Source organism: Tropicibacter naphthalenivorans (genome assembly GCF_900176475.1).
Taxonomy (GTDB): Bacteria; Pseudomonadota; Alphaproteobacteria; order Rhodobacterales; family Rhodobacteraceae; genus Tropicibacter; species Tropicibacter naphthalenivorans.
On sequence record NZ_FWXX01000002.1, the window covers coordinates 331,300 to 353,732 of the forward strand.

A 22,433-nucleotide genomic window follows, 5' to 3' on the forward strand; every position below is an offset into this window, starting at 1 on the left:
GAACTGCGCCTTGAACGGGTGCCATGCCGGAGTCTGCCATGCCCAAGTTCCTTATCCTGCTGCTTGCCGCGCTGCTCGCCCTGCCCGGCTGCGAGGATCTGCCAGAGCCCTTGCAAAAGGTGCCGGAGTATCTGCCGAAAAAGCTGCCCAAACGGACCAAGGCGGTGCCGGTCGATTACTTTCGCGATCAGGTCCACTATCAGGCCAGTTGTACGGTGGACGCCGGGGTGATTGATCTGCCGCCCGCGATCCAGTCGATGAACGGGCCGCGCGGGAACCGCTGCATCAACCAGGCCATCGCCACATGTAACAGCGATTACAAGATCTTGCACCGCGTTTACGGGGAAACCCCGTGGAGCATTCTGGACACGCAGCACCCCTTTAAAATGAAGATCCCCAAGAACCTGCGCAGTCAAAAGCTGACCATCAACTTTGTCTGCGTGCCGTCCTCGATCGGCCTGTACGAAGAGATCACGCCGCCCGGCGTCATCGCCGAGATCCCCGCGCAGATCGTCGAGCCCACCGCGCAACCCGGCGAGGATTTCTTTACAAAGTGAAAACGTAGCCCTGCATTTTCCGCATTGCAGCAAGACCGATCCGGCAATTGTTCTGCGGCGCAGCATAGCCCATGTTAGCCCTAACGAAAAACAGGAACATGGAAAGGAAATGGCTATGTTCGCTTCGCTTCGCACCCGTCTGGAAAAACGCGCCCTGTATCGCCGCACGCTGGCAGAGCTGCGCAGCCTGCCGCATGGCACGGCCGCCGACCTGAACATCGCGCCCGAAGATCTGGACCGCATCGCCTATCAGGCCGTCTACGGCCAGTAAACGCCGAAAACCGATCGCCTTGGGCGCCGCACGCCGGCGCGCACCCGAGCTAGGAAAAAGTTAGAGGCAAAAGTCAGGCGGTCAGCTTGGCCTTGAGCGCCTCGTTCACGCTGGGCGTGACGAACTTGCTGACATCGCCGTTCAGGCGGGCAATTTCCTTGACCAGTTTGGAGGCAATCGCCTGATGGCGCGCCTCGGCCATGAGGAACACCGTCTCGATGGATTTGTCCAACGCGCGGTTCATGCCAACCATCTGGAATTCATACTCGAAATCCGCCACCGCGCGCAGGCCGCGCACGATCACCTGTGCGCCGACATCGCGCGCGCAATCAATCAGCAGGTTTTCGAACGGATGGGCGACAATCTCTGTCCCCGTCTCTTTGGACAGCGCCGCGCATTCGGATTCGATCATCGCCACCCGCTCTTCGAGCGAGAAAAGCGGGCCCTTGTCGCGGTTGATCGCCACGCCGATGACCAAACGATCCACCAGCATCGCTGCGCGTCGGATAATGTCGATGTGGCCCAGCGTGATCGGGTCGAAGGTGCCGGGATAAAGGCCGATGCGCATGGGGGGTCCCCCTTATATTTCAGTCGTCGTCTGCCGCACGCAACAATATTGCGCGGCATTTTGCAAGCGCAGAATCCGCTGTGCGCGACAAGACGTGACGACTGCGACCCTTTAGTGCCCCATGATCATCCCTTCCAAGGCGTCTTTTTCCATGGCCAGCTCGCTCAGCCGCGCCTTGACCACATCGCCCAGCGTGATCAGGCCCACCATCTTGCCGCCCTCGACGACCGGCATATGGCGGAACCGCCCTTCGGTCATTTTCGCCAGAACGTCGTCGGCCTTTTCCCCCAAGGTGCAGGTCACCAGATTGCGCGTCATATAGTCGTCAACGCTGGCAGACAGGCAGGACGCGCCGCGATTGGCCAGTTCGCGCACGATGTCGCGCTCCGACAGGATGCCCTGCGCGGTTTCGCCATCGCTGGAAATCACCACGGTGCCGATGCGCTTGTCCGACAGGATCTTGGCCGCGTCGCCCACGGACGTGCCCGGCGGGACGGTGTAAATGCCGCCCGTCCCTTTGCTTTTGAGGATCTGCTGAACCTGCATGACGAACCTCCCTGTAACCATCATGTCTGGACAGCATCCGCGAGGGTGCGACAATTTGTCAAGCCTCCCCGCGCTTTACCGCCCATGTTCACTGTGTCGCTGCACAAGTTAAGGACAGGTTAACGGCCCTGGACCTGCGCTTCGAGCCGGGCGAGTTCTTCTTTCAGACCGATGCTGAGCGCATCGGCAAAGCGGTTCATCCGCTCCAGCCGCCGGTCGTCCGCGTGCCGCACCAGATAAAAGGACCGGGTCAGGCTGACCTCATCCTCCAGGATCTTGCGCAGGTCCGGCGCGGTTGGCAGGGCAAAGTCATGCACGATCCCCACCCCGGCGTGCTGCCGCAGCCAGTGGAACTGCACCGAAACCGAGTTCGAGGCCAGCGACACGCCCCCGGCCCCCAGATCGGCGAGGTAATCCAGCTCTTTGTCGAAAATCATGTCCGGAATATAGCCCACCATCCGGTGGTGACGCAGGTCGGCGCGTGTCTGGATGGGGGCATTTGCGGCAAGATACTGGGCACTTGCCGCAAGATGCAGGCGATAATCGGTGATTTTCTGCACCAAAAGCCGCCCCGCCGTCGGGGCGCTGACGGCGATGGCCATATCCGCTTCGCGCCGCGACAGGTTGACCACGCGCGGCAGCGACAGGATCTGAACCTCCAGCTCGGGGTTGGCCTCGGCGATGCGCGCGCAAACCTGCGGCAGCAGAAAATTCGCGCAGCCGTCCGGCGCGCCGATGCGGATTTGCCCTGACAGACCTTCGCTGCGGCCTTTGACCGCCTCGGATGCAAGCAAAAACGCCTGCTCGGCAGATTCCGCATGATCCACCAGCCGAGCCCCTGCCTCGGTCAGGGCATAGCCTTGGGCGGATTTGCCAAACAGCGGCGCGCCCATGGCGTGTTCCAGCCGCGCGATCCTGCGCCCCACCGTCGCCGGGTCCATCCGCAACACGCGCCCCGCCGCCGACAGGCTTTCACCCCGCGCCACCGCAAGGAAAATCCGCAAGTCATCCCAGCTGTCTGCCATATTCACACCCACAAAATTGCAAAGCCTCTTTGCCAGATTTCCTGTATTGAGCGCATTTTTGCAAGGGTAAGGTCGCGCCAACTGCAATACGGAAGGAGTCGAAATGACCACCCTGACCAACTGGATCAACGGCGCGCATGTGGCGTCGACCTCGGGCCGCACGACGGACGTGTTCAACCCCGCCACCGGCGAAGTGCAGGCGCAAACGCCGCTGTCCACCGTAGAGGAACTGAACGACGCGGTGGCCAAGGCCAAGGAAGCGCAGGTCAAATGGGGTGCGACCAACCCCCAGCGCCGCGCGCGCGTGATGATGAAGTTCGGCGCCCTGATCGAAGAGCACATGGACGAGCTGGCCGAGATGCTCAGCCGCGAGCACGGCAAGACCCTGCCCGACGCACGCGGTGACGTGCAGCGCGGTCTGGAGGTCGTCGAGGTCTGCATGGGCGCGCCGAGCCTGCTCAAGGGCGAGTTTACCGACGACGGCGGCCCGGGCATTGACCTGTACTCCATGCGCCAGCCGCTGGGTGTGGTTGCGGGCATCACGCCCTTCAACTTCCCCGCCATGATCCCGCTGTGGAAGATGGCACCGGCGCTGGCCTGCGGCAACGCCATGATCCTCAAACCGTCCGAGCGTGTGCCCTCGACCGCGCTGCGCCTGGCCGAGCTGATCAAAGAGGCGGGCCTGCCCGATGGCGTGCTGCAAGTGGTCAACGGTGACAAGGAAGTCGTGGACGCGATCCTTGATAACGAAGACATCGCCGCCGTGGGTTTCGTGGGCTCGACCCCGATCGCCCAGTACATCTATGGCCGCGCGGCGACCAACGGCAAGCGCGCCCAGTGCTTTGGCGGCGCCAAGAACCACATGATCATCATGCCCGACGCCGACATCGACAAGGCCGCCGACGCGCTGGTGGGCGCCGGTTACGGCGCGGCGGGCGAACGCTGCATGGCGATCTCTGTGGCCGTTCCGGTGGGCAAGGACACCGCCGACAAGCTGATCGAGGCGCTGGTCCCGCGCGTCGAAAAGCTCAAAGTTGGCCCCTACACCTCGGACGAGGACGTGGATTATGGCCCCGTCATCACCGCGCAGGCCAAGGCCCGCATCGAAGGTCTGGTGAACTCTGGCGTGGAGCAAGGCGCAAAGCTGGTGGTCGATGGCCGTGATTTCAGCATCCAAGGCTATGAAAACGGCTTTTTCTGCGGCCCGACGCTGTTCGACGATGTGACCCCGGATATGGACATCTACAAAGAGGAAATCTTTGGCCCGGTGCTGTCCACCGTGCGCATGGACACCTACGAGGACGCGTTGAACCTGATCATCGACAACGACTACGGCAACGGCACGGCGATCTACACCGCCGATGGCGACACCGCGCGCGACTTTGCCCACCGGGTGAACGTGGGCATGGTCGGCATCAACTTCCCGATCCCGGTGCCGCTGAGCTACCACACCTTTGGCGGCTGGAAGAAGTCGGCCTTTGGCGACCTGAACCAATACGGCCCCGACGCCTTCCGGTTCTACACGAAAACCAAGACCGTCACGGCGCGCTGGTTCTCGGGAATCAAGGAAGGTGGCGAGTTCAACTTCAAGGCGATGGACTAAGCCATCAGCCCGGCAACGCCTTGGAATGACGCGAAAGAGCGACATGATTTCAAGAGCCTGCTGATAAGATCCCTAGGGGCGCGTTAACGGTTTTTCGCGCCCCTGCCCTTGTTTTGCAAAGCAAAAACAACCCCGGTTTGTAAATTTGTTCCCGATCCGCACTAATTTTCACCAAAGCGGACAAAGTCACAAAAAAGAGCTTTTCTGACGCTTTAGAGCGGCTAACATTCCCTAACGTCACCTAGAGCGTGCCAAAAAGCTCAACGGGAATACAGGTCATGCCGATAGAAGTTTCGATCCATCCGGGCCGGAGCCTGGGGTACTTTAAGTTTCGAGGCGATACCGATGTCGCTGAGGGCGTGCGCGCCTTTCTGGAGTATGTGGATCACCCGCTGTTCGATCCCACGTTTACCATGCTGAGCAACACCGCCCATCTGGGCGAGGTCAAGGCCGGGTTTCGCGGCATCCTGATGGGGATCCAGCGTCTCGCCCCGCAGTACAAACGCTTTCGCTTTGCCGCAGACAGCGTGATCTACGCGCGGGACGACGTGGCCTTTGGCACCGCACGGATGCTGCAACAGATGCTGGAGCCGATCTCGCAGTTTCGCTTTCACATCCAGCGCACAGAGCAAGAGGCGCTGGGGCGCGCTGGTCAGCCCGAGACGGGGTTTGACGCGCTGGATGCGGCGCTGCTGGCGGAACGCGCGGCCAATCCGCTGGCGCGTTTGCGTCTGGCCGCCGGGCTTTAACCCCTTAACCCGCGCCGGGCGCCGAAAATGTCGCGGGCGCTTGGGGCTTGCCCCCTCGGGGTGTTTGACGCTTGATAGGCGCAACGACAGGGGGGCGCGCCACATGCAAGAGCCAGAGTTCACCATTGGCATCGAAGAGGAATACCTGCTGGTGGATCGCGACAGCTGCGCGCTGCTCGACGCCCCGGACGGGTTGATGGAGGCCTGCGCCGCCGAGCTTGAGGGGCAGGTTTCGCCTGAGTTCCTGAAATGCCAGATCGAGATCGGCACCAAGCCCTGCCGCACCATTGCCGAGGCGCGCGACGATCTACGCCGCCTGCGCGCGGCGGTGTCGAAACATGCGGCCACGCACAACCTGTCGCCCATCGCCGCCTCTTGCCACCCCTTCGCCGACTGGAAGGCGCAGCCCCACACCGACAAACAGCGCTACAACGAGCTAAGCGCGGATCTGGGCGGCGTGGTCCGGCGGATGCTGATTTGCGGGATGCACGTGCATGTGGGGCTGAACGACGACGCCTTGCGCGCCGATTTGATGCGCCAGTTCGGCTACTTCCTGCCGCATCTGCTGGCGCTGTCCACCTCTTCGCCGTTCTGGCAGGGCGAGGATACGGGGCTGGCCTCTTACCGGATTTCGGTGTTCGACAACCTGCCCCGCACCGGCCTGCCGCCGCAGTTCGACAGTTGGGGCGACTATGAACGCTCGGTGCAGGTTTTGGTCGACCTTGGCGTGATCGAGGACAGCAGCCGCATCTGGTGGGACATGCGCCCCTCGTCGCGCTTTCCCACGCTGGAAAGCCGGATCATGGATGTGCAGCCGCGGATGGAACACGCGCTGACGCTGGCCGCCCTGACCCAAAGCCTGATGCGGATGCTGTGGCGTTTGCGGGTGCGCAACCAGCGCTGGCGGATCTACGACCGCTTTTTGATCGGCGAAAACCGCTGGCGGGCGCAGCGGTACGGCGTCACCGAGGGCTTGATCGACTTTGGCCGGGGCGAGATCGTCGCCTTCCCCGAGCTGGTGGACGAGCTGATCGAGCTGGTCGAAGAGGACGCCTCTGTGCTGCACTGCCTACGAGAGGTGGAAAACGCGCGCGACGTGGCGCTGAACGGCACCTCTTCGGGGCGGCAGCGGGCGGTGGCGCTGGACGCGGCGCGGGCGGGCGATGACCACGACGGGCAAATGCGGGCCGTGGTGCGCCACCTGATCGACGAGTTTCACGCCGATCTGTAAGGCTCACGAGCCGGGCTTGACCTTTGTGTCGCCGTGGACCGTTTCGGTGCCCGGCGCGTAGTGGCTGCTGGCCTTGCCAAAGTAGCCGCGCCAACGCCCCACCGCGATCCCCAGTTTATGGGCCGCCTTGACCAGATAGGTCCGCCCCGCGATCGGCGCGACCAAAGCATTGACCAGCGCATCCATCAAACGGCTCAGGGCATAGCCCCAGATGCGCCGGAAGGGCAGCTTGCGCAGCTGCACCGTGGTGATCGTCTGGTCGCGCGCGCGGGCGTATTGGTAGGACAGCGTCAGGCGCGACGGCGGCATGATCTCGTCGACGACGGCCTCGGCCACCCAGCCGACTTTTGCCCCCGCTGCCGACATATCAAGGCTGAACCGCGTGTCTTCGCCGCCGGTGAATTGCAGCGTCTCGTCAAAGCGCACGCCAAGCCGCCGCACCGCCGCCAGATCGGCGCACCAATTGTTGGTGTAGACCGCGAACTGCTTGTCCTCGTTCTTGACCGCATGAGCCTGCCTTGTGGCATTGCGCTTGGCCCCGCGTTTGCGGACAAACTCAAGGCAGGCTTGCTGCATCGGCGTCAGCTCTTGGTCACCGCCGATCTGGTTGACCGGCCCGCCCGCCAAGTCCAGCCCCTGCGCCCGCAGCCCGTCCAGCAGGTTCACCAGCCAATCGCTGCGGACCAGCTCGTCGTCGTCCACAAAGGTCAGGTAGTCGCAGCCATTGGCCAAGGCGGTGTCCAGCACCCGGTTGCGGGCCATCGGGATGCCCGGCTTTGGCTCTGGCTCTGTCAGCACAGTGCAGCCGGTGGCCTCTGACAGGGTGTGCGCGGCGGCACGGGTGGCGGCGCTCAGGGTCGGCTCGTTTTCGACAACGATAAAGACAACCTCGGCGCCCTCGGGACGGTCCATGCGGGCAAAGCTTTGCAGCAGCGCGGCCAGCATTTCAGGCCGCCTGCGGGTGCAGACACCGACACCGACTTTCCCCATGGACATCACACACCTCTTGGCTGATCTTGCCCTGCGCAGTAGCGCACTGATCTTGCGAGTTCAACCAATGCCGCAACCCCAAGCGGATTGGCGCCGAGAGGCGCGTTAACGCAAACATGGCCGCCTATTTGGATCGCACGCTTTGCAAAAACGCAAAGCCATCTTGCGCGCCAGCCCGCTTGCATCGGCGGGATGCGGCTGGCACATTCTGAACAAGCGTTCAATTCGCTGCACCCAAATTCACCACGCCAGGGAGGGGCCGACATGGATTTCGCACTCACAGAGGAACAAACCGCCATCTTTGATATGGCCCATGCCTTTGGCCAAGAGCACATCGCCCCCTTTGCGCGCGAATGGGAAGCGGCAGGCACCATCCCCAAGGAGCTGTGGCCGCAACTGGCGGAACTGGGCTTTGGCGGGCTGTACGTGTCCGAGGAAAGCGGCGGGTCGGGGCTAAGCCGGCTGGACGCGACCTTGGTGTTCGAGGCGCTGTCCATGGCCTGCCCATCGGTCGCGGCGTTTTTGTCGATCCACAATATGTGCGCGCGGATGATCGACAGCTTTGGCAGCGATGAGCTCAAAGAGCGGGTCTTGCCCGGCGTTTTGAGCATGGAAACCGTGCTGTCCTATTGCCTGACCGAACCGGGATCGGGCTCGGACGCAGCGGCGCTCAAGACGCGGGCCGAGAAGACGGGCGAAGGCTACCGCCTGACCGGGACCAAGGCGTTTATCTCGGGCGGCGGCTATTCCGACGCCTATGTGGTCATGTGCCGGACCGGCGAGGACGGCCCAAAGGGGATTTCCACGCTCTACGTCGAGGACGGCGCCGAGGGGCTGTCCTTTGGCGGGCTCGAGGACAAGATGGGATGGAAATCGCAGCCGACGCGGCAGGTGCAGTTCGACAACTGCCTGACGTCGCTGGATAATCTGGTGGGCGTTGAGGGCGAAGGGTTTAAATACGCCATGATGGGGCTGGACGGCGGGCGGCTGAACATCGCGGCCTGTAGCCTTGGGGCGGCGCAGACGGCGCTGACGGCGACGCTGCAATATATGTCCGAACGCAAGGCGTTTGGCAAAAGCATCGACCAGTTCCAGGCGCTGCAATTCCGGCTGGCGGATATGGAGATCGAGCTGCAAGCCGCGCGGACCTTCCTGCGGCAGGCGGCGTGGAAGCTGGACACCGGCGCGCCCGATGCCACCAAGTTCTGCGCCATGGCCAAGAAATTCGTGACCGATGCCGGGTCCGAGGTGGTGGACCAATGCCTGCAACTGCACGGCGGCTATGGCTATCTGGCGGATTACGGGATCGAGAAACTGGTCCGCGATCTGCGCGTTCACCAGATCCTCGAAGGCACCAATGAAATCATGCGCCTGATCACGGCGCGCACCCTGCTCGCGTCCTAGGGCCGAGCAAATCTTTTTGAAAAGATTTGCAAATTCCTTAACGAAGGAATTTGCCCGCGCAAGACGGAAAGCCCAGATGTCTGACATTCACATCCGCACCGAAGGCCACGCAGGCCGCATCACCCTCACCCGCCCCAAGGCGCTCAACGCCCTGTCCTACGACATGTGCCTTGCCATTGAGGCCGCGGTTGACCGTTGGCGCGACGACCCGAACGTCGCGCTGATCGTGCTTGACGCGGACGGCGATCGAGCCTTTTGCGCGGGCGGCGACATTGCCGAGATGTACGCCACTGGCACAACCGGGGATTACGCCTATGGCCGCCAGTTCTGGCGTGACGAGTATCGCTTGAACGCCAAGCTGGACGAATACCCCAAGCCCATCGTCTCCTTCCTGCATGGGTTTGTCATGGGCGGCGGCGTCGGTCTGGGCGGGCATTGCAGCCACCGGATCGTCTGCGAGAGCACGCAGCTGTCCATGCCCGAGGTCGGCATCGGCTTTGTCCCCGATGTGGGCGGCACCTATCTGCTGGCCCGTGCGCCGGGGCGGCTTGGCGAGTACCTCGGGATGACCGCCGCGCACATGTCGGCGGGGGATGCGATCCACGCCGGGTTTGCCGACACCTTTGTCCCGCAAGACGCGTGGGACGCGTTGAAAACCGCGCTGATCGAGACGGGGGATGTAGCGCACATCACTGCCGCCGCGCGCCCTGCCCCGGCCGCCCCGCTTGCGGCGCTGCAACCTCAAATTGACCGGCTGTTCGCGGGCGAAGGCCTGAGCGACATCGTCAACATGCTGCGCCAGGACGACAGCGATTTCGCCGCGACAGCGCTGAAAGCCCTTGGCCGCAACGCCCCCCTGTCGCTCGCCGTGACGTTGGAGATGATCCACCGTCTGCGCGGCAGCACCGGCCTGACCATCCGCAAGGCGCTCGAGCTGGAGTACCGCGTCAGCCACCGCATCATGGAACATGGCGATTTCCTCGAAGGGATCCGCGCCGCGATCATCGACAAGGATCGCAGCCCCAAGTGGCGGCACGCCTTGGACAAAGTCCCCGCCGTCGAGGTCTCGAAGATGCTGATGCCGCTGGGCAAGGACACATTGGATTTCAGGGAGAGAGCTATGAACATCGGATTTATCGGGCTGGGCAATATGGGCGCGCCCATGGCCGCCAACCTCGCCGCCGCTGGCCACGCGGTCAAAGGCTTTGACGTCGCGGGGACCACGGCAGAGGGCGTCACGCAGGTTGCCACAGCCGCCGAGGCTGCCACCGGCGCCGACGTGGTCATCACCATGCTGCCGAACGGCGAGATCCTGCGCTCTGTCGCCGCCGACATCATCTCGCATATGTCCAAGGGCGCGGTGCTGCTGGATTGCTCAACCGTGGATGTGGGCTCGGCCCGCGCCGTGGCAGAACTTGCCTCTGCTGCGGACGTCGGCGTGCTGGACGCCCCGGTCTCTGGCGGGATCGGCGGCGCGGCGGGCGGCACGCTGACCTTTATGGTGGGCGGCAGCCCCGAGGCCTTTGCCACCGCCAAGCCGCTGTTCGACATCATGGGCCAAAAGGCGGTGCACTGCGGCGCGTCGGGCAGCGGTCAGGCCGCCAAGATCTGCAACAACATGATCCTTGGCGTGACCATGATCGCCACCTGCGAAGCCTTTGCCCTGGCCGACAAGCTGGGCCTGTCACGCGAGGCGATGTTCGACGTGGTCTCGACCTCTTCGGGCTATTCGTGGTCGATGAACGCCTATTGCCCCGCGCCCGGAGTCGGCCCCCAATCGCCCGCAGATAACGGCTATCTGCCCGGATTTGCCGCCGATCTGATGCTAAAAGACCTGCGTTTGTCGCAACAGGCCGCCGAAGCCGCCGATGCGGACACGCCGCTGGGTCAAGCCGCGACCGAGCTGTATCGCACCTTTGTCGAGGACGAAGACGGCTCGGGCAAGGATTTCTCGGCCATGCTGCCCCGTCTGGAAAAGCGCGGGCGCGGCTGAGGAAAACGCGAATTCCCACGCAGAGTTGATCCAAATCATATTCAAATCATGCAATGCTCCCTTAAGGATAATCACAGATCAATCTTTAAGGGGGTAATCATGTTTGCCAAAAATATGGGTCAGACTGACCGGATCATCCGCGCCATCGTCGGCATCGTGTTGCTGATCGCGTTCTTTTCCATGGCCGCAGGCGTTCTGAAATGGATCGCTCTGGTGGTGGGGATCGTCATGCTGGCAACGGCGGCGATGGGCAGTTGCCCGCCCTACGCGCTGCTGGGCATCAACACCTGCAAGATGCGCCAGACGGACGGCGAATAAGACAAAAGCCCCGGAGAGATCCGGGGCTTTGCTTTTTTCTTATTCTGCTGCGACCCCCTTGGGCTGCAACATCGGCTTGAGATAGCGCCCCGTGTGACTGCGCTCGACCTCGGCCACGTCTTCCGGCGTGCCGGCTGCCACGATCTCGCCACCGCCGTCACCGCCTTCGGGGCCGATGTCGATCAGCCAGTCGGCGGTCTTGATCACATCAAGGTTATGTTCGATCACCACGACAGAGTTGCCCTGATCAACCAGCTCGTGCAGCACCTCCAGCAGCTTGCGCACGTCTTCGAAATGCAGGCCCGTTGTCGGCTCGTCGAGGATATAGAGCGTCCGCCCGGTAGAGCGTTTCGCCAGCTCTTTCGACAGCTTGACGCGCTGCGCTTCGCCGCCCGAAAGCGTCGTCGCCTGCTGGCCCACCTTGATATAACCAAGACCCACACGCATCAACGCATCCATCTTGTCGCGGATGCTGGGGACCGCCTGAAAGAAGCTCTGCGCATCTTCAACCGTCATATCAAGAACGTCCGCGATGCTCTTGCCTTTAAAGCGAATTTCCAAAGTTTCGCGGTTGTAGCGCGCGCCTTTGCAGGTCTCGCATTCGACGTAAACGTCGGGCAAAAAGTGCATCTCGATCTTGATGACGCCGTCGCCCTGACAGGCCTCGCACCGCCCGCCTTTGACGTTGAAAGAGAACCGCCCCGGCTTGTACCCGCGCGCCTTGGCCTCGGGCAAACCGGCGAACCAATCGCGGATCGGCGTGAAGGCACCGGTGTAGGTCGCGGGGTTCGATCGCGGCGTGCGCCCGATGGGCCGCTGGTCGATGTCGATGACCTTGTCGAGATGTTCCAGCCCCTTGATCGTCTCGCAGGGCGCGGGCGTCTGGCGGGCACCGTTCAACGCCATGGACGCCGTCTTGAACAGCGTTTCAATGGTCAGCGTGGATTTTCCGCCGCCTGACACGCCGGTCACACAGACGAACTTGCCCAGAGGGAATTCGGCGGTCACATCCTTCAGGTTGTTGCCCGAGGCCTTGACCACTTTTATCTTTTTCTTATTCCCTTTGCGGCGCTTTTCCGGCACCGCAATCTCACGCGTACCGGACAGATATTGCCCGGTCAGGCTCGCCGGATCGGCGATGATCTCGGCGGGTGTGCCCTTGGCAACCACCTGCCCGCCGTGCACCCCGGCCCCCGGCCCGATGTCAAAGACATAATCCGCCTCGCGGATCGCCTCTTCGTCGTGTTCGACCACGATCACCGTATTGCCCTGATCGCGCAGGTTTTTCAGCGTGTCGAGCAGCCGAGTATTGTCGCGCTGGTGCAGACCGATGGACGGTTCGTCCAGCACATAAAGCACCCCGGTTAACCCGCTGCCGATCTGCGACGCCAGCCTGATCCGCTGGCTCTCACCACCAGAAAGCGTTCCCGCAGAACGACTTAGCGTGAGATATTCAAGTCCTACATTATTGAGGAATCCCAGACGCTCGCGGATTTCCTTAAGGATCGCGCGGGCGATTTCATTCTTTTGCTTGGTGAGGTTCCCAGGCACGCTTTCACACCAGTCAAACGCCTGCCTGATCGACATTTCGACCACTTGGCCCACGTGCAGCAGATGCTCCGGGTCATTGGCCGGGCCAATCTTGACCGCCAAGGCCTCTTCGCGCAGACGGTAGCCGCCACATGAACCGCAGCGTCTATTGTTTTGATAACGCTCGAATTCTTCGCGAATCCAATTGCTGTCCGTCTCGCGGTAGCGGCGCTCCATGTTGGGAATGACGCCTTCGAACACGCGGGAGACTTGGTAAACGCGGCCACCTTCGTCGTAACGAAATTCGATTTCCTCGTCGCCAGAGCCGTACAAAAAGACCTTCTGCACATGCGCGGGCAGATCTTTCCAGCGGGCGTTCTTATCGAATTCGTAATGTTTCGCAATCGCCTCAATGGTTTGCAAAAAGTACGGCGATTTGCCCTTGCGCCACGGGGCCAGTGCGCCGTCGCTGATTTTCAGTGTCTGGTCCGGCACCACCAGCCGTTCGTCAAAAAACAGCTCAACGCCCAGACCGTCACATTCCGGGCATGCCCCAAACGGCGCGTTAAACGAAAACAGCCGCGGCTCGATCTCGGGGATGGTGAAACCACTGACAGGACAGGCAAAATTTTCGCTGAAGGTAATCCGCTCGGGGTCGCCTTCGCGCGGGGCGGTTTCCAGAATCGCGATCCCATCGGCCAAATCCAAAGCGGTGCGGAAGGAATCCGCCAACCGTGTTTCCATCCCCTCGCGCACCACGATCCGGTCGACGACCACGTCGATGTCATGGCGGAATTTCTTATCCAAGGTCGGCGGGGTGTCGAGCTCGTAAAACTCGCCATCAACCTTAACGCGCTGAAAGCCCTGTTTACGAAGTTCTAAGAATTCTTTCTTATATTCGCCTTTACGGTCGCGAATGATCGGCGCCAGCAGATAGCCGCGCGTGCCATCCTCCATCGCCATGACGCGGTCGACCATGTCCTGCACTTGCTGCGCCTCGATCGGATCGCCGGTCGCGGGGCTATATGGCGTGCCGACACGGGCAAACAGCAGACGCATGTAGTCGTAAATCTCGGTCACCGTGCCGACGGTGGAGCGCGGGTTTTTCGACGTGGTTTTCTGTTCGATCGAGATCGCCGGAGACAGGCCGCTGATGTGATCCACATCAGGTTTCTCCATCATATCAAGGAATTGCCGCGCGTAGGCCGACAGCGATTCCACGTAACGGCGCTGCCCTTCGGCATAGATGGTATCGAACGCCAGCGACGATTTCCCCGAGCCAGACAGCCCGGTGATCACCACCAATTCGTCGCGCGGAATGTCCACGTCGATGGATTTGAGGTTGTGCTCGCGCGCCCCGCGCACCTCGATATGCTTCAACTCAGGCATAAAACGTCCCCGTTCAGGTTTACGTCAGACATAGTTGATATGGGCGGCAGGACCAATGGTTAAATGTGAACGCAAAGTGAACATCGCAAGAGGCCCTTTACATTCTGACTTTAGAATGTATATAGAGGGCAACAAGTCATGGAGACGCGGAAAATGTTTGCATTTCTGAATAACGCACGCTCGACCGATATGCCGGTGACCGAAGCCGTGGCCAAGGCCAAAACCGGCGAGATTGTCTTGATCGACATTCGTGAGCCGATGGAAATCGCCCATAGCGGCAAGGCCAAGGGCGCGATTGCCATCCCCACCGCCGCGCTGCGGATGCGGGCGGACCCGTCCTCGCCGGAGTGTTTACCGGAACTTAAGCAAGGTAAACCTGTGTGCGTTTACTGTGCCTCTGGCGCGCGCTCGAGCATGGCCAAAGGGATGTTGTCCAAGATGGGCCATGAGGTTCACAACATCGGCGGTCTTGGGCACTGGGTGCAGGCCGGCGGCCCACTGGAGAAGTAATCAGGTTTCGTCCCAGAAGGGCCCGGCCTTGCGCGTTGCGAGGCCGGGTTTTTCTTTGCAGATTTCCCTAGCGATATCTGAGGGATACGCCGTCTGCGAACAGATGCACCTTGTCCGGCATGGCGGTCAGTTGCACCGATTTGCCGCGCATGTCCTGGTGAATCCCCGGCAGTTTCGCCACCACCGCAGCGCCATGATCGCCGCGCTCAAAGTACAGCAACGTCACCTCGCCAAGCGCTTCGATAATGTCGACAGTGCCAGTAAAAGCAGGGTCCGCGTCGGTCGGGATGAAGTCTTCGGGCCGGATGCCGACGTTAACCTTTAGCCCCAAATCGGCCTCCGTGGTCGGGTAATCCGAGACCGCCCTGCCCCCGCCCGCCAGTTGCACGGTCGTCTGCGCGCCGGTTGCGATCACTTCGCCGGGCAGCAAATTCATCGACGGCGAGCCGATAAACTGCGCGACAAATTCAGAATTTGGCCGTTCGTACAGCTCCAAAGGCGTGCCGACCTGCGCGATCCCCTTGTTCGCCAGCACCACGATCCGGCTGGCGAGGGTCATCGCCTCGACCTGATCATGGGTCACGTAAATCATTGTTCTGTCAGGCATTTGCTCTTTGAGCTGCGCAATTTCGATCCGGGTCGCCACGCGCAAGGCGGCGTCAAGGTTCGAGAGCGGTTCGTCAAAAAGATACACCTTGGGGTCGCGCACCAAGGACCGGCCAATCGCCACCCGCTGCCGCTGCCCGCCGGACAGCGCCTTGGGCAGACGGTCGAGGTAGTCAGTCAGTTGCAGCATCTTGGCTGCGCGATCCACCGCCTCATCAATCTCGCTTTGCGATTTCTTAGCGAGTTTTAACGCAAACGACATGTTCTCGCGCACGGTCATGTGCGGATACAGCGCGTAGCTTTGGAACACCATGGCGATGCCGCGCTGCGCCGGGGGGACATCGTTCACCACCTGCCCGTCGATTTCCAACGTGCCGCCGGTGATCTTTTCCAGCCCCGCAATCATCCGCAACAGCGTGGATTTCCCGCAACCGGACGGGCCGACAAAGACAATCAGCTCCCCCTGTTCGATATCAAGGTTAATATCCCGCAGCACGTTGACCGTACCGCCATAGGTTTTCTCAACATCTCTTAATTTCAGCGTCGCCATGATGTCCCCCTCACCCGTGTTTCAGCGCCAGAGCCGGTTGCCACGGGCCCAAATGCAACTTGCCATCCGCGCCCGGCGCGGCGGACCCAAGCTCTTGCCCGATCTGCAACCACGCCCCGTCCGGCATGTCCAGAACCGCCGGTTCGCCGCTCAGGTTAATGGCCACAAAGACCGTTTCATCCCCGTCAAAACGCTGGAAATGCACCACGCTGCCGGTCGCCTTGACGCCGTCATGGGCGCCCTTGGCCAAAGCCGGATGGGCGTGGCGGAAGGCAATTGCCTTGCGGTAGTGATGCAGCGGCGCGCCGGGGTCTTCTTCTTGCACGGCGACCGCGCGGTTGAGGTGATCGTGGCTAACGGGCAGCCAAGGCATCCCGTCCGTGAACCCGCCGTTCTGGTTGCTCTGCTCCCAGACCATGGGGGTCCGGCAACCGTCCCGCCCCTTGAATTCCGGCCAGAATTCAATGCCATAGGGGTCTTGCAAGTCTTCAAAGGCGACATCCGCCTCGGGCAGCCCCAATTCTTCACCTTGGTAAATGCAGACCGACCCGCGCAGGCACATCATCAGCGTGGTAAACGCCCGCTGCGCCGCCGGGGGCAAGTCCCAGCGGGTCGCGTGGCGCACCACGTCGTGGTTGGAATAGGCCCAGCAAGCCCAGCCTTCGGGCGCCTTTTCATCCACATCCGCCATGACCTTGGCGACCTTGGCGGCGTCGGGCTGCGCCCCGGACAGGAACTCGAACGAGTAACACATGTGAACGCGGTCATCGCCGGCGGTGTACTCGCCCATGATTTCCAACCCGCGCTGCGCGTCGCCAACTTCGCCCACCGCGGTCTTGCCGGGGTACTCATCAAGCAGCGCGCGGAACCGTTCGAGGAACGCGATATTCTCGGGGCGGTTTTTCGAATAGACGTGCAGCTGGTGGTTATAGGGGTTCACCTTGGGCGCGATGCTGTCGTCGCGCTCTTCGGGCGGCAGCGGCGGGTTGGACCGCAGCTGATCGTCATGCACGTAAAAGTTGATGGTATCCAGACGGAACCCATCCACCCCGCGGTCCAGCCAGAAGCGCACCACATCCAGCAAAGCGTCCTGCACATCCGGGTTGTGAAAGTTCAAATCCGGCTGCGATGTCAGGAAGTTATGCAGGTAGTACTGCTCGCGCCGCGCGTCCCACTGCCACGCCGATCCGCCAAAGATCGACAGCCAGTTGTTGGGCGGCGTGCCGTCGGGGGCCGGGTCGCTCCAGACGTACCAATCCGCCTTGGGGTTGTCCCGGCTGGCGCGGCTTTCGACGAACCACGGGTGCTGGTCTGAGCTGTGCGACAGCACGAGGTCGATCATCACCTTGATGCCGTGCAGATGCGCCGTTTCCACCAGCGTGTCAAAATCCGACAGCGTGCCGAACATCGGATCGACGTCGCAATAATCGCTCACGTCATAGCCGAAATCCTTCATCGGAGAGGCAAAGAACGGCGAAATCCAGATCGCATCCACCCCAAGGCTCGCCACATGGGGCAAGCGCATGGCGATGCCGTTCAGGTCGCCGATGCCGTCGCCGTTGCTGTCCTGATAGCTGCGCGGGTAGATCTGATAGATCACCGCGCCGCGCCACCAGTCGTTGTCGATTGCTTGGGTCATAACTGTCTTTCCGTGGGTTTCGTGTGGCCCTTTGCCGGGCCGAATATCTATTCAGTGTAGAGACTTAGCCTATTTCACCGAGCCTGCCAGCAGCCCGCGCACCAAGTAGCGCTGCATGGCAAAGAACACCACCAGCGGCACCGAGATGCTGACAAAGGCCGCCGTGGCGAGGATTTCCCAGTTGCCGCCGCGGGTGCCCAGCAGCTCGACAATCTGGTTAGTCATGACGGTGGTGCGGCCCGTGCTGTCGATCAGGAACACCTTGGCCACCAGCAGATCGTTCCATGTCCACAGGAACTGGAAGATCGCGAAACTGGCCAGCGCGGGAAAGCTCAGCGGCAGGATGATCTTGGTAAAGATCTGGAACTCGGTCGCGCCATCGACGCGGGCGTTTTCAATGATGTCACGCGGCAGGCCGACCATGTAGTTGCGGAGCAAATAGATCGCGAGTGGCAATCCGAACCCCGTATGCGCCAGCCAAACGCCGAGGTAGCCTTTGCCAATCCCGATCCCCAAGTGCAGTTTCAGCAGCGGGATCAAGGCCAGTTGCAAAGGCACCACCAGCAGGCCCACCACAAAGGCGACCAGCAGCGCGCGGCCCGGAAAATCCATCCATGCCAAGGCATAAGCGGCAAAGGCGGCCACCACGATGGGGATGATCGTCGCCGGGACGGTCACCGTCAGCGTGCTGATAAAGGCACGGGACATGTCGTCGGTACCGCTGCCCCCACCCAAGACCTGCCGGTAGTTCTCCAAGGTAAACTCGGGCGGTGTGGTGGCGGTGGTGAACACACGCGGCAGGCGCGCGCCCTCCTGGCTGGTCTCGGCGGTCATGCGAAAATTGCCGGCGGCGTCCACCGTGACCGTGCGCCCTTTGGTTAACTCGGCGGTCTCGCCGGGGGCGTAGGCTTCGGGCGCGCGGGACGACGTGCCCCATGCGCTGACCTCTGCCTCCAGCCCTGGAAACAGCGCGCCTTCGATGACATACAGCCCGCCGTCCAGCACCTCTGCTCCTTCCAGCCGGATCGCCGGGTTCTGACGTTCCTGCTGCGACAGCGACGACCACCAGCCCGACGTGGCGATCTGGTCCGCCGTGCGGAAGGACGACACGAGCAGCCCCACGGTCGGGAACAGCCACAAGGCCACCAGCACCACAACAGAGATATGCACCGCCCATGTCAGCGACGACTTATGTCCTGCGATATTGTCCATCAGCGCATCTCCTTGCGGGCATTCCACACGTTCCAGACAAGGATCGGCGTCACCAAGAGCATGATCACCATGGCCGAGGCCGACCCCACGCCCCAGTCATTCGCCCGGAACAGCTTGTCGAACATGTAGTTGGCCAAGACTTGGGTTTCCCACTGGCCGTTGGTCATGGCGTAGACGATGTCAAAGACCTTGAGCACCACGATGGTGATCGTCGTCCAGACCACAAGGATCGTCCCCATGATCTGCGGCACCTTGATTTTAAAGAAGATTTGGAACGGGTTCGCGCCGTCGACGATGGCCGCCTCGATGGTTTCCTCTGGGATGCCGCGCAGGGCGGCGCTTAGGATCACCATGGCAAAGCCGGTCTGGATCCACACCAAAACGATCATCAGGAAAAAGTTGTTCCAGAACGGCACGGTCAGCCATTGCTGAGGGTCGTTCCCTGTGAACCACACGTACAAAGCGTTCAAGACGCCAATCTGCTCGGTCCCCGGCGGGCGGGCGTCATAGACCAGCTTCCAGATCACCGACGCGCCCACAAAAGAGATCGCCATAGGCATAAAGATCAAGGACTTGGCGATATTGCCCCATTTGATCCGGTCCGTCAGCTGCGCCGCCAGCAGGCCAAAGGCGGTGGACAGCGCGGGCACCACGATCAGCCACAACATATTGTTGCGCATCGCCTCCCAGAACTTGGGCTCGGACGCCATCTGCGCGTAATTCGCCAGCCCCACAAAGGCCCCGTCCTGATTGCGGTCAGTCAGCGACAGGCGCAGCGTCTCGACCACCGGATAGGCAAGATACAGGCACAGCGCGAAAAGCGCGGGAAACAGGAACAACCAAGGCCGGACCATATTGGCGCGGTTGATGTTACGCCCGGCGTTTGGCCCCTTGGCGGGGAACAACACGCGGTCCAGAAACTGGTTTGATCCGTAGAAATACGCAAGACACGCACCGACGCCGATAACGATGGTGGCCACGCCCTGAAGTGCGGGATGCATCTGGGTCTCCTCCTCCCCGAGGTGCCAGTCTGTGTAAACTGTGTGTGTTCTATGTAAACTGTGTGTGTTGGGCGGGCCCGCGCGTGTGGCGGGCCGCACCCATTTCAATTGTCAGACATTTAATTGTCAGACATTTGACCGCAGGCCGATTACTTCAGCGCGTCCCAGCTGTTCTGGATTTCGGTGGTGACCTCTTCGGCGGATTTGCCGCCCGTGTAGTCGACCATCCCGGTCCAGAAGCTGCCCGCGCCCACGCCGCCCGGCATCAGGTCGGACCCGTCAAAGCGGAAGGTGGTCGCGCCCAGCAGGATCTCGTTCATCTTGCGGCTGGTGTCGTCCACGAACTTCGACGTATCGACGCCCTTGTGCGGGGTCAGGAAGCCGCCCTTGGACATCCAGATCTCATGCGCGATCGGCTCCTGCAAAAAGGCGATCAGCTCGTGCGCGGCATCGCTTTCGTTGGTGATCGCGAACAGCGTGCCCGCGCCCAGCACCGGGTTGCCCAGGTCTTTGTCCGCATAGGACGGGAAGTAGAAGAAGTCCGCATCCACGCCAACTTCGGTGCCTTCGGGGAAGAACGCCGGGATGAAGGACGCCTGACGGTGCATCATGCACTGCGGCGGCGAAGAGAACAGACCCTTGGGGCTGTCGCGGAAGTCGGTGGTCGCCACCGCGCCCGTGCCGCCCGCAACATTGGCGTCCTGGATGAACCAGCCGAACTCTTCGATGGCCTCGATCACCTTGGGATCGTTGAACTTCATGTCGTTCGCAACCCAAGCGTCATAGTCCGCCGGGCTCTGCGTGCGCAGCATCAGGTCCTCGACCCAGTCGGTTGCCGGCCAGCCGGTCGCTGCCCCGGACCCCAGCCCGATACACCACGGCGTCACGCCATCGGCGACCATCTGCTCGGTCAGCGCCTTGAGATCTTCCATGCTTTCGGGGATCTCATAGCCTGCGTCCTCGAAGTTCTCGGGCGAGTACCAGACCAGCGATTTCAAATCGACGCGGAAGAACATGCCATAGTGCTGGCTGTCGCCGTTCTTGTCGGCAAAGCTGCCCAGATCGACCCAGGATTGACCGGCGGCATAGTTGTCCTTGACCCATGCGGACATGTCCGGTTTCAGCGGCGTCAGGAACCCGCGCGAGGCAAGGTCAGCGGCCAGACCCGGCTGCGGGAACACGGCAAGGTTCGGCGCGGCGCCCGCTTCGGCGTCGACGACGATCTGCTGCTCAAAGCTGTCAGAGCCCACATAGCTGACTTCGTGGCCGGTGCGCTCTTCGAAGACGTCGAAAATCTCGCGGACCACCTCTTGTTCCGGGCTCAGCCACGGGCCTGCCACGGTGATTTGGTCGGCCTGCGCGCCGCCTGCGATCAGGGCTGCGGTGGCCGCACCCAAATAAAATGCCGTTTTCATTGATAACCTCCCAGTTGTGTCCCCCGACACTTGGCCGGGGCGGTTTCCATTGTCAGCGCTTCAAAGGCCTCCAAACCTTTTCCAAAGCGCTTTGGATGAGCGCAGTCTATGTCCGACTCGCCCCTGCCTGTCAACCAAGCTTAGTTCGACCCCCAAGAAAATCTACACTTCGGGGGCATTTTCTGGGGCGCGCGCCCTGCCCGCTTGCCATGCAGCAGACGCAAGTCTCACTTGACAAATCCAAAGGGCTTTGGCCCTAAGGGGGCATGAACCTCAAGCAACTGTCCGAGCACCTCAAACTGTCGCAAACCACCGTCAGCCGCGCGCTGAACGGCTACCCAGAGGTGAGCGAAAAGACCCGCAAACGCGTACAGGATGCGGCCAACGCCCTGAATTATCAGCCCAATGCGCGCGCCAAGGGGCTGGCCACGGGCCGCACCCACGCCATTGGTCACGTGATTCCCGTGTCCGGCCAGCGCGAGATGGTGAACCCGGTTTTCGGTGATTTTATCGCGGGCGCGGGGCAAACCTATGCGGCGGCGGGCTATGAAATCGTGATTTCGCTGGTGGATGACAGCCGCGAGGAAGACGCCTATCGCGCCATCCACACCCGCGGCAGCATCGACGGCATCATCGTGCATGGCCCGCTGATGAACGACCCGCGCATTCCGCTGCTGACCTCGCTGGGCTTGCCCTTTGTCGTGCACGGGCGCGCGTCGGAGGTGACGACGCCCTATTCGTGGCTGGATATGAACAACGTTCGGGCCTTTGAGCGCGCGACCGAGTTCCTGCTGGACCTCGGGCACCGGCGCATTGCGCTGATCAACGGCCTCGAGTTCATGGATTTCGCCCACCGCCGCCGCGAAGGCTTTACCGCCGCTTTGACCGCACGCGGGGTTGCGCCTGATCCCGCCTTGATGCGGTCCGAAGAGATGACAGAGATCAACGGCCACCGCAGCGCGGCGCAAATGCTGGCGCAGGACAGCCCACCGACCGCCTTTCTGGTGTCCTCGATGATCACCGCCATCGGCGTGCGCCGCGCTATCCTTGAGGCCGGTCTGGTGCTGGGCCGCGACGTGTCGGTGATCACCCATGACGACGATCTTGGGTATCTGAAAAACGGCTCGGACGTGCCGATCTTTACCGCCACGCGGTCCTCGGTGCGACAGGCGGGTCGCCGCGCCGCCGAGTTGCTGCTGGCCTTGATTGATGATCCCGGCGCGGGGCCGCTGACCGATATGCTTGAGGCCGAGCTGATTATCGGCACCTCGACCGGCCCCGCCCCGCAGTAATTAACTTGGCAGCCGCCGCCCAAGCGCCTAAAGG

At 61.9% G+C, this 22,433-nt stretch carries 20 protein-coding genes and 1 pseudogene; 11 read left to right on the forward strand and 10 right to left on the reverse strand.

The window, feature by feature from the left end; translation table 11 throughout:
• Positions 1-38: 38 nt before the first annotated feature.
• Both B9A11_RS05910 and B9A11_RS21590 read left to right on the forward strand, forming a co-directional pair.
• Complete coding sequence (locus B9A11_RS05910) at positions 39-557, forward strand: hypothetical protein (RefSeq protein WP_058246818.1); 519 nt, start codon at positions 39-41, stop codon at positions 555-557.
• Positions 558-672: 115 nt separating this feature from the next.
• Positions 673-828 (forward strand): hypothetical protein, encoded by a 156-nt coding sequence (locus tag B9A11_RS21590; protein ID WP_186009189.1) that lies wholly within the window; start codon positions 673-675, stop codon positions 826-828.
• A 73-nt stretch (positions 829-901) separates the two neighbouring features.
• Here the strand turns inward: B9A11_RS21590 and coaD are convergent, their stop codons facing one another.
• The 3 genes from coaD to B9A11_RS05925 all read right to left on the reverse strand — a co-directional run bounded on the left by coaD (position 902) and on the right by B9A11_RS05925 (position 2,967).
• The gene (gene coaD / locus B9A11_RS05915; protein ID WP_058246817.1) at positions 902-1,396 is read right to left on the reverse strand and encodes a pantetheine-phosphate adenylyltransferase; all 495 of its coding nucleotides are present in this window, start codon (positions 1,394-1,396) and stop codon (positions 902-904) included.
• A gap of 111 nt (positions 1,397-1,507) precedes the next feature.
• Positions 1,508-1,942 carry a CBS domain-containing protein gene (locus B9A11_RS05920; protein WP_058246816.1) on the reverse strand — a complete coding sequence of 145 codons (435 nt, stop codon included), beginning with the start codon at positions 1,940-1,942 and terminating at the stop codon, positions 1,508-1,510.
• A 119-nt stretch (positions 1,943-2,061) separates the two neighbouring features.
• On the reverse strand, positions 2,062-2,967 hold the full coding sequence (locus tag B9A11_RS05925) for a LysR family transcriptional regulator (RefSeq protein ID WP_058246815.1): 906 nt from the start codon (positions 2,965-2,967) through the stop codon (positions 2,062-2,064).
• 103 nt (positions 2,968-3,070) lie between these two features.
• Between B9A11_RS05925 and B9A11_RS05930 the strand changes: the two genes are divergently transcribed.
• The 3 genes from B9A11_RS05930 (at position 3,071) to B9A11_RS05940 (ending at position 6,550) form a co-directional block, all read left to right on the forward strand.
• Positions 3,071-4,570 carry a CoA-acylating methylmalonate-semialdehyde dehydrogenase gene (locus B9A11_RS05930; RefSeq protein ID WP_058246814.1) on the forward strand — a complete coding sequence of 500 codons (1,500 nt, stop codon included), beginning with the start codon at positions 3,071-3,073 and terminating at the stop codon, positions 4,568-4,570.
• 278 nt (positions 4,571-4,848) lie between these two features.
• The gene (locus B9A11_RS05935) at positions 4,849-5,319 is read left to right on the forward strand and encodes a hypothetical protein (protein WP_058246813.1); all 471 of its coding nucleotides are present in this window, start codon (positions 4,849-4,851) and stop codon (positions 5,317-5,319) included.
• 103 nt (positions 5,320-5,422) lie between these two features.
• Positions 5,423-6,550 (forward strand): carboxylate-amine ligase, encoded by a 1,128-nt coding sequence (locus tag B9A11_RS05940; RefSeq protein ID WP_058246812.1) that lies wholly within the window; start codon positions 5,423-5,425, stop codon positions 6,548-6,550.
• A 3-nt stretch (positions 6,551-6,553) separates the two neighbouring features.
• On the opposite strand, the gene B9A11_RS05945 is transcribed toward B9A11_RS05940, so the two are convergent.
• The gene (locus tag B9A11_RS05945) at positions 6,554-7,546 is read right to left on the reverse strand and encodes a glycosyltransferase family 2 protein (protein ID WP_083499786.1); all 993 of its coding nucleotides are present in this window, start codon (positions 7,544-7,546) and stop codon (positions 6,554-6,556) included.
• A gap of 258 nt (positions 7,547-7,804) precedes the next feature.
• Here B9A11_RS05945 and B9A11_RS05950 point away from each other — a divergent pair, with 258 nt between their 5' ends.
• The 4 genes and pseudogenes from B9A11_RS05950 (at position 7,805) to B9A11_RS05960 (ending at position 11,255) form a co-directional block, all read left to right on the forward strand.
• Positions 7,805-8,944 carry an acyl-CoA dehydrogenase family protein gene (locus B9A11_RS05950; RefSeq protein ID WP_058246810.1) on the forward strand — a complete coding sequence of 380 codons (1,140 nt, stop codon included), beginning with the start codon at positions 7,805-7,807 and terminating at the stop codon, positions 8,942-8,944.
• 76 nt (positions 8,945-9,020) lie between these two features.
• Positions 9,021-10,037, forward strand: a pseudogene (locus B9A11_RS22555) (enoyl-CoA hydratase/isomerase family protein); the annotation flags it as partial.
• Between the two features lie 27 nt (positions 10,038-10,064).
• Positions 10,065-10,937: a 3-hydroxyisobutyrate dehydrogenase gene (gene mmsB / locus B9A11_RS22560; RefSeq protein ID WP_058247122.1), complete on the forward strand. Its 873-nt coding sequence runs from the start codon at positions 10,065-10,067 to the stop codon at positions 10,935-10,937.
• A 99-nt stretch (positions 10,938-11,036) separates the two neighbouring features.
• Positions 11,037-11,255, forward strand: coding sequence for a YgaP family membrane protein (locus tag B9A11_RS05960; RefSeq protein ID WP_058246809.1), 219 nt, complete (start codon positions 11,037-11,039; stop codon positions 11,253-11,255).
• Positions 11,256-11,294: 39 nt separating this feature from the next.
• Here the strand turns inward: B9A11_RS05960 and uvrA are convergent, their stop codons facing one another.
• A complete protein-coding gene (gene uvrA, locus B9A11_RS05965; RefSeq protein ID WP_058246808.1) occupies positions 11,295-14,174 on the reverse strand; it encodes an excinuclease ABC subunit UvrA in 2,880 nt (959 codons plus the stop codon).
• Positions 14,175-14,327: 153 nt separating this feature from the next.
• Between uvrA and B9A11_RS05970 the strand changes: the two genes are divergently transcribed.
• Entirely contained in the window at positions 14,328-14,684 is a 357-nt protein-coding gene (locus tag B9A11_RS05970) for a rhodanese-like domain-containing protein (RefSeq protein WP_058247121.1), read from the forward strand.
• 67 nt (positions 14,685-14,751) lie between these two features.
• Here B9A11_RS05970 and B9A11_RS05975 read toward each other — a convergent pair whose 3' ends face one another.
• From B9A11_RS05975 to B9A11_RS05995, 5 genes are all read right to left on the reverse strand, one after another.
• Positions 14,752-15,840, reverse strand: coding sequence for an ABC transporter ATP-binding protein (locus tag B9A11_RS05975; protein ID WP_058246807.1), 1,089 nt, complete (start codon positions 15,838-15,840; stop codon positions 14,752-14,754).
• 10 nt (positions 15,841-15,850) lie between these two features.
• A complete protein-coding gene (locus tag B9A11_RS05980; RefSeq protein WP_058246806.1) occupies positions 15,851-17,479 on the reverse strand; it encodes an alpha-amylase family glycosyl hydrolase in 1,629 nt (542 codons plus the stop codon).
• A gap of 69 nt (positions 17,480-17,548) precedes the next feature.
• Positions 17,549-18,691: a carbohydrate ABC transporter permease gene (locus B9A11_RS05985; RefSeq protein ID WP_058246805.1), complete on the reverse strand. Its 1,143-nt coding sequence runs from the start codon at positions 18,689-18,691 to the stop codon at positions 17,549-17,551.
• On the reverse strand, positions 18,691-19,692 hold the full coding sequence (locus B9A11_RS05990; protein ID WP_058246804.1) for a carbohydrate ABC transporter permease: 1,002 nt from the start codon (positions 19,690-19,692) through the stop codon (positions 18,691-18,693). The genes B9A11_RS05985 and B9A11_RS05990 overlap by 1 nt, the downstream gene beginning before the upstream one ends.
• A 149-nt stretch (positions 19,693-19,841) precedes the next feature.
• Positions 19,842-21,107, reverse strand: a complete 1,266-nt coding sequence (locus B9A11_RS05995) for an ABC transporter substrate-binding protein (RefSeq protein ID WP_058246803.1) — start codon at positions 21,105-21,107, stop codon at positions 19,842-19,844.
• Positions 21,108-21,373: 266 nt separating this feature from the next.
• On the opposite strand from B9A11_RS05995, the gene B9A11_RS06000 reads away from it, so the two are divergent.
• Positions 21,374-22,399 carry a substrate-binding domain-containing protein gene (locus tag B9A11_RS06000; protein WP_058246802.1) on the forward strand — a complete coding sequence of 342 codons (1,026 nt, stop codon included), beginning with the start codon at positions 21,374-21,376 and terminating at the stop codon, positions 22,397-22,399.
• The last annotated feature ends 34 nt before the right edge of the window (positions 22,400-22,433 follow it).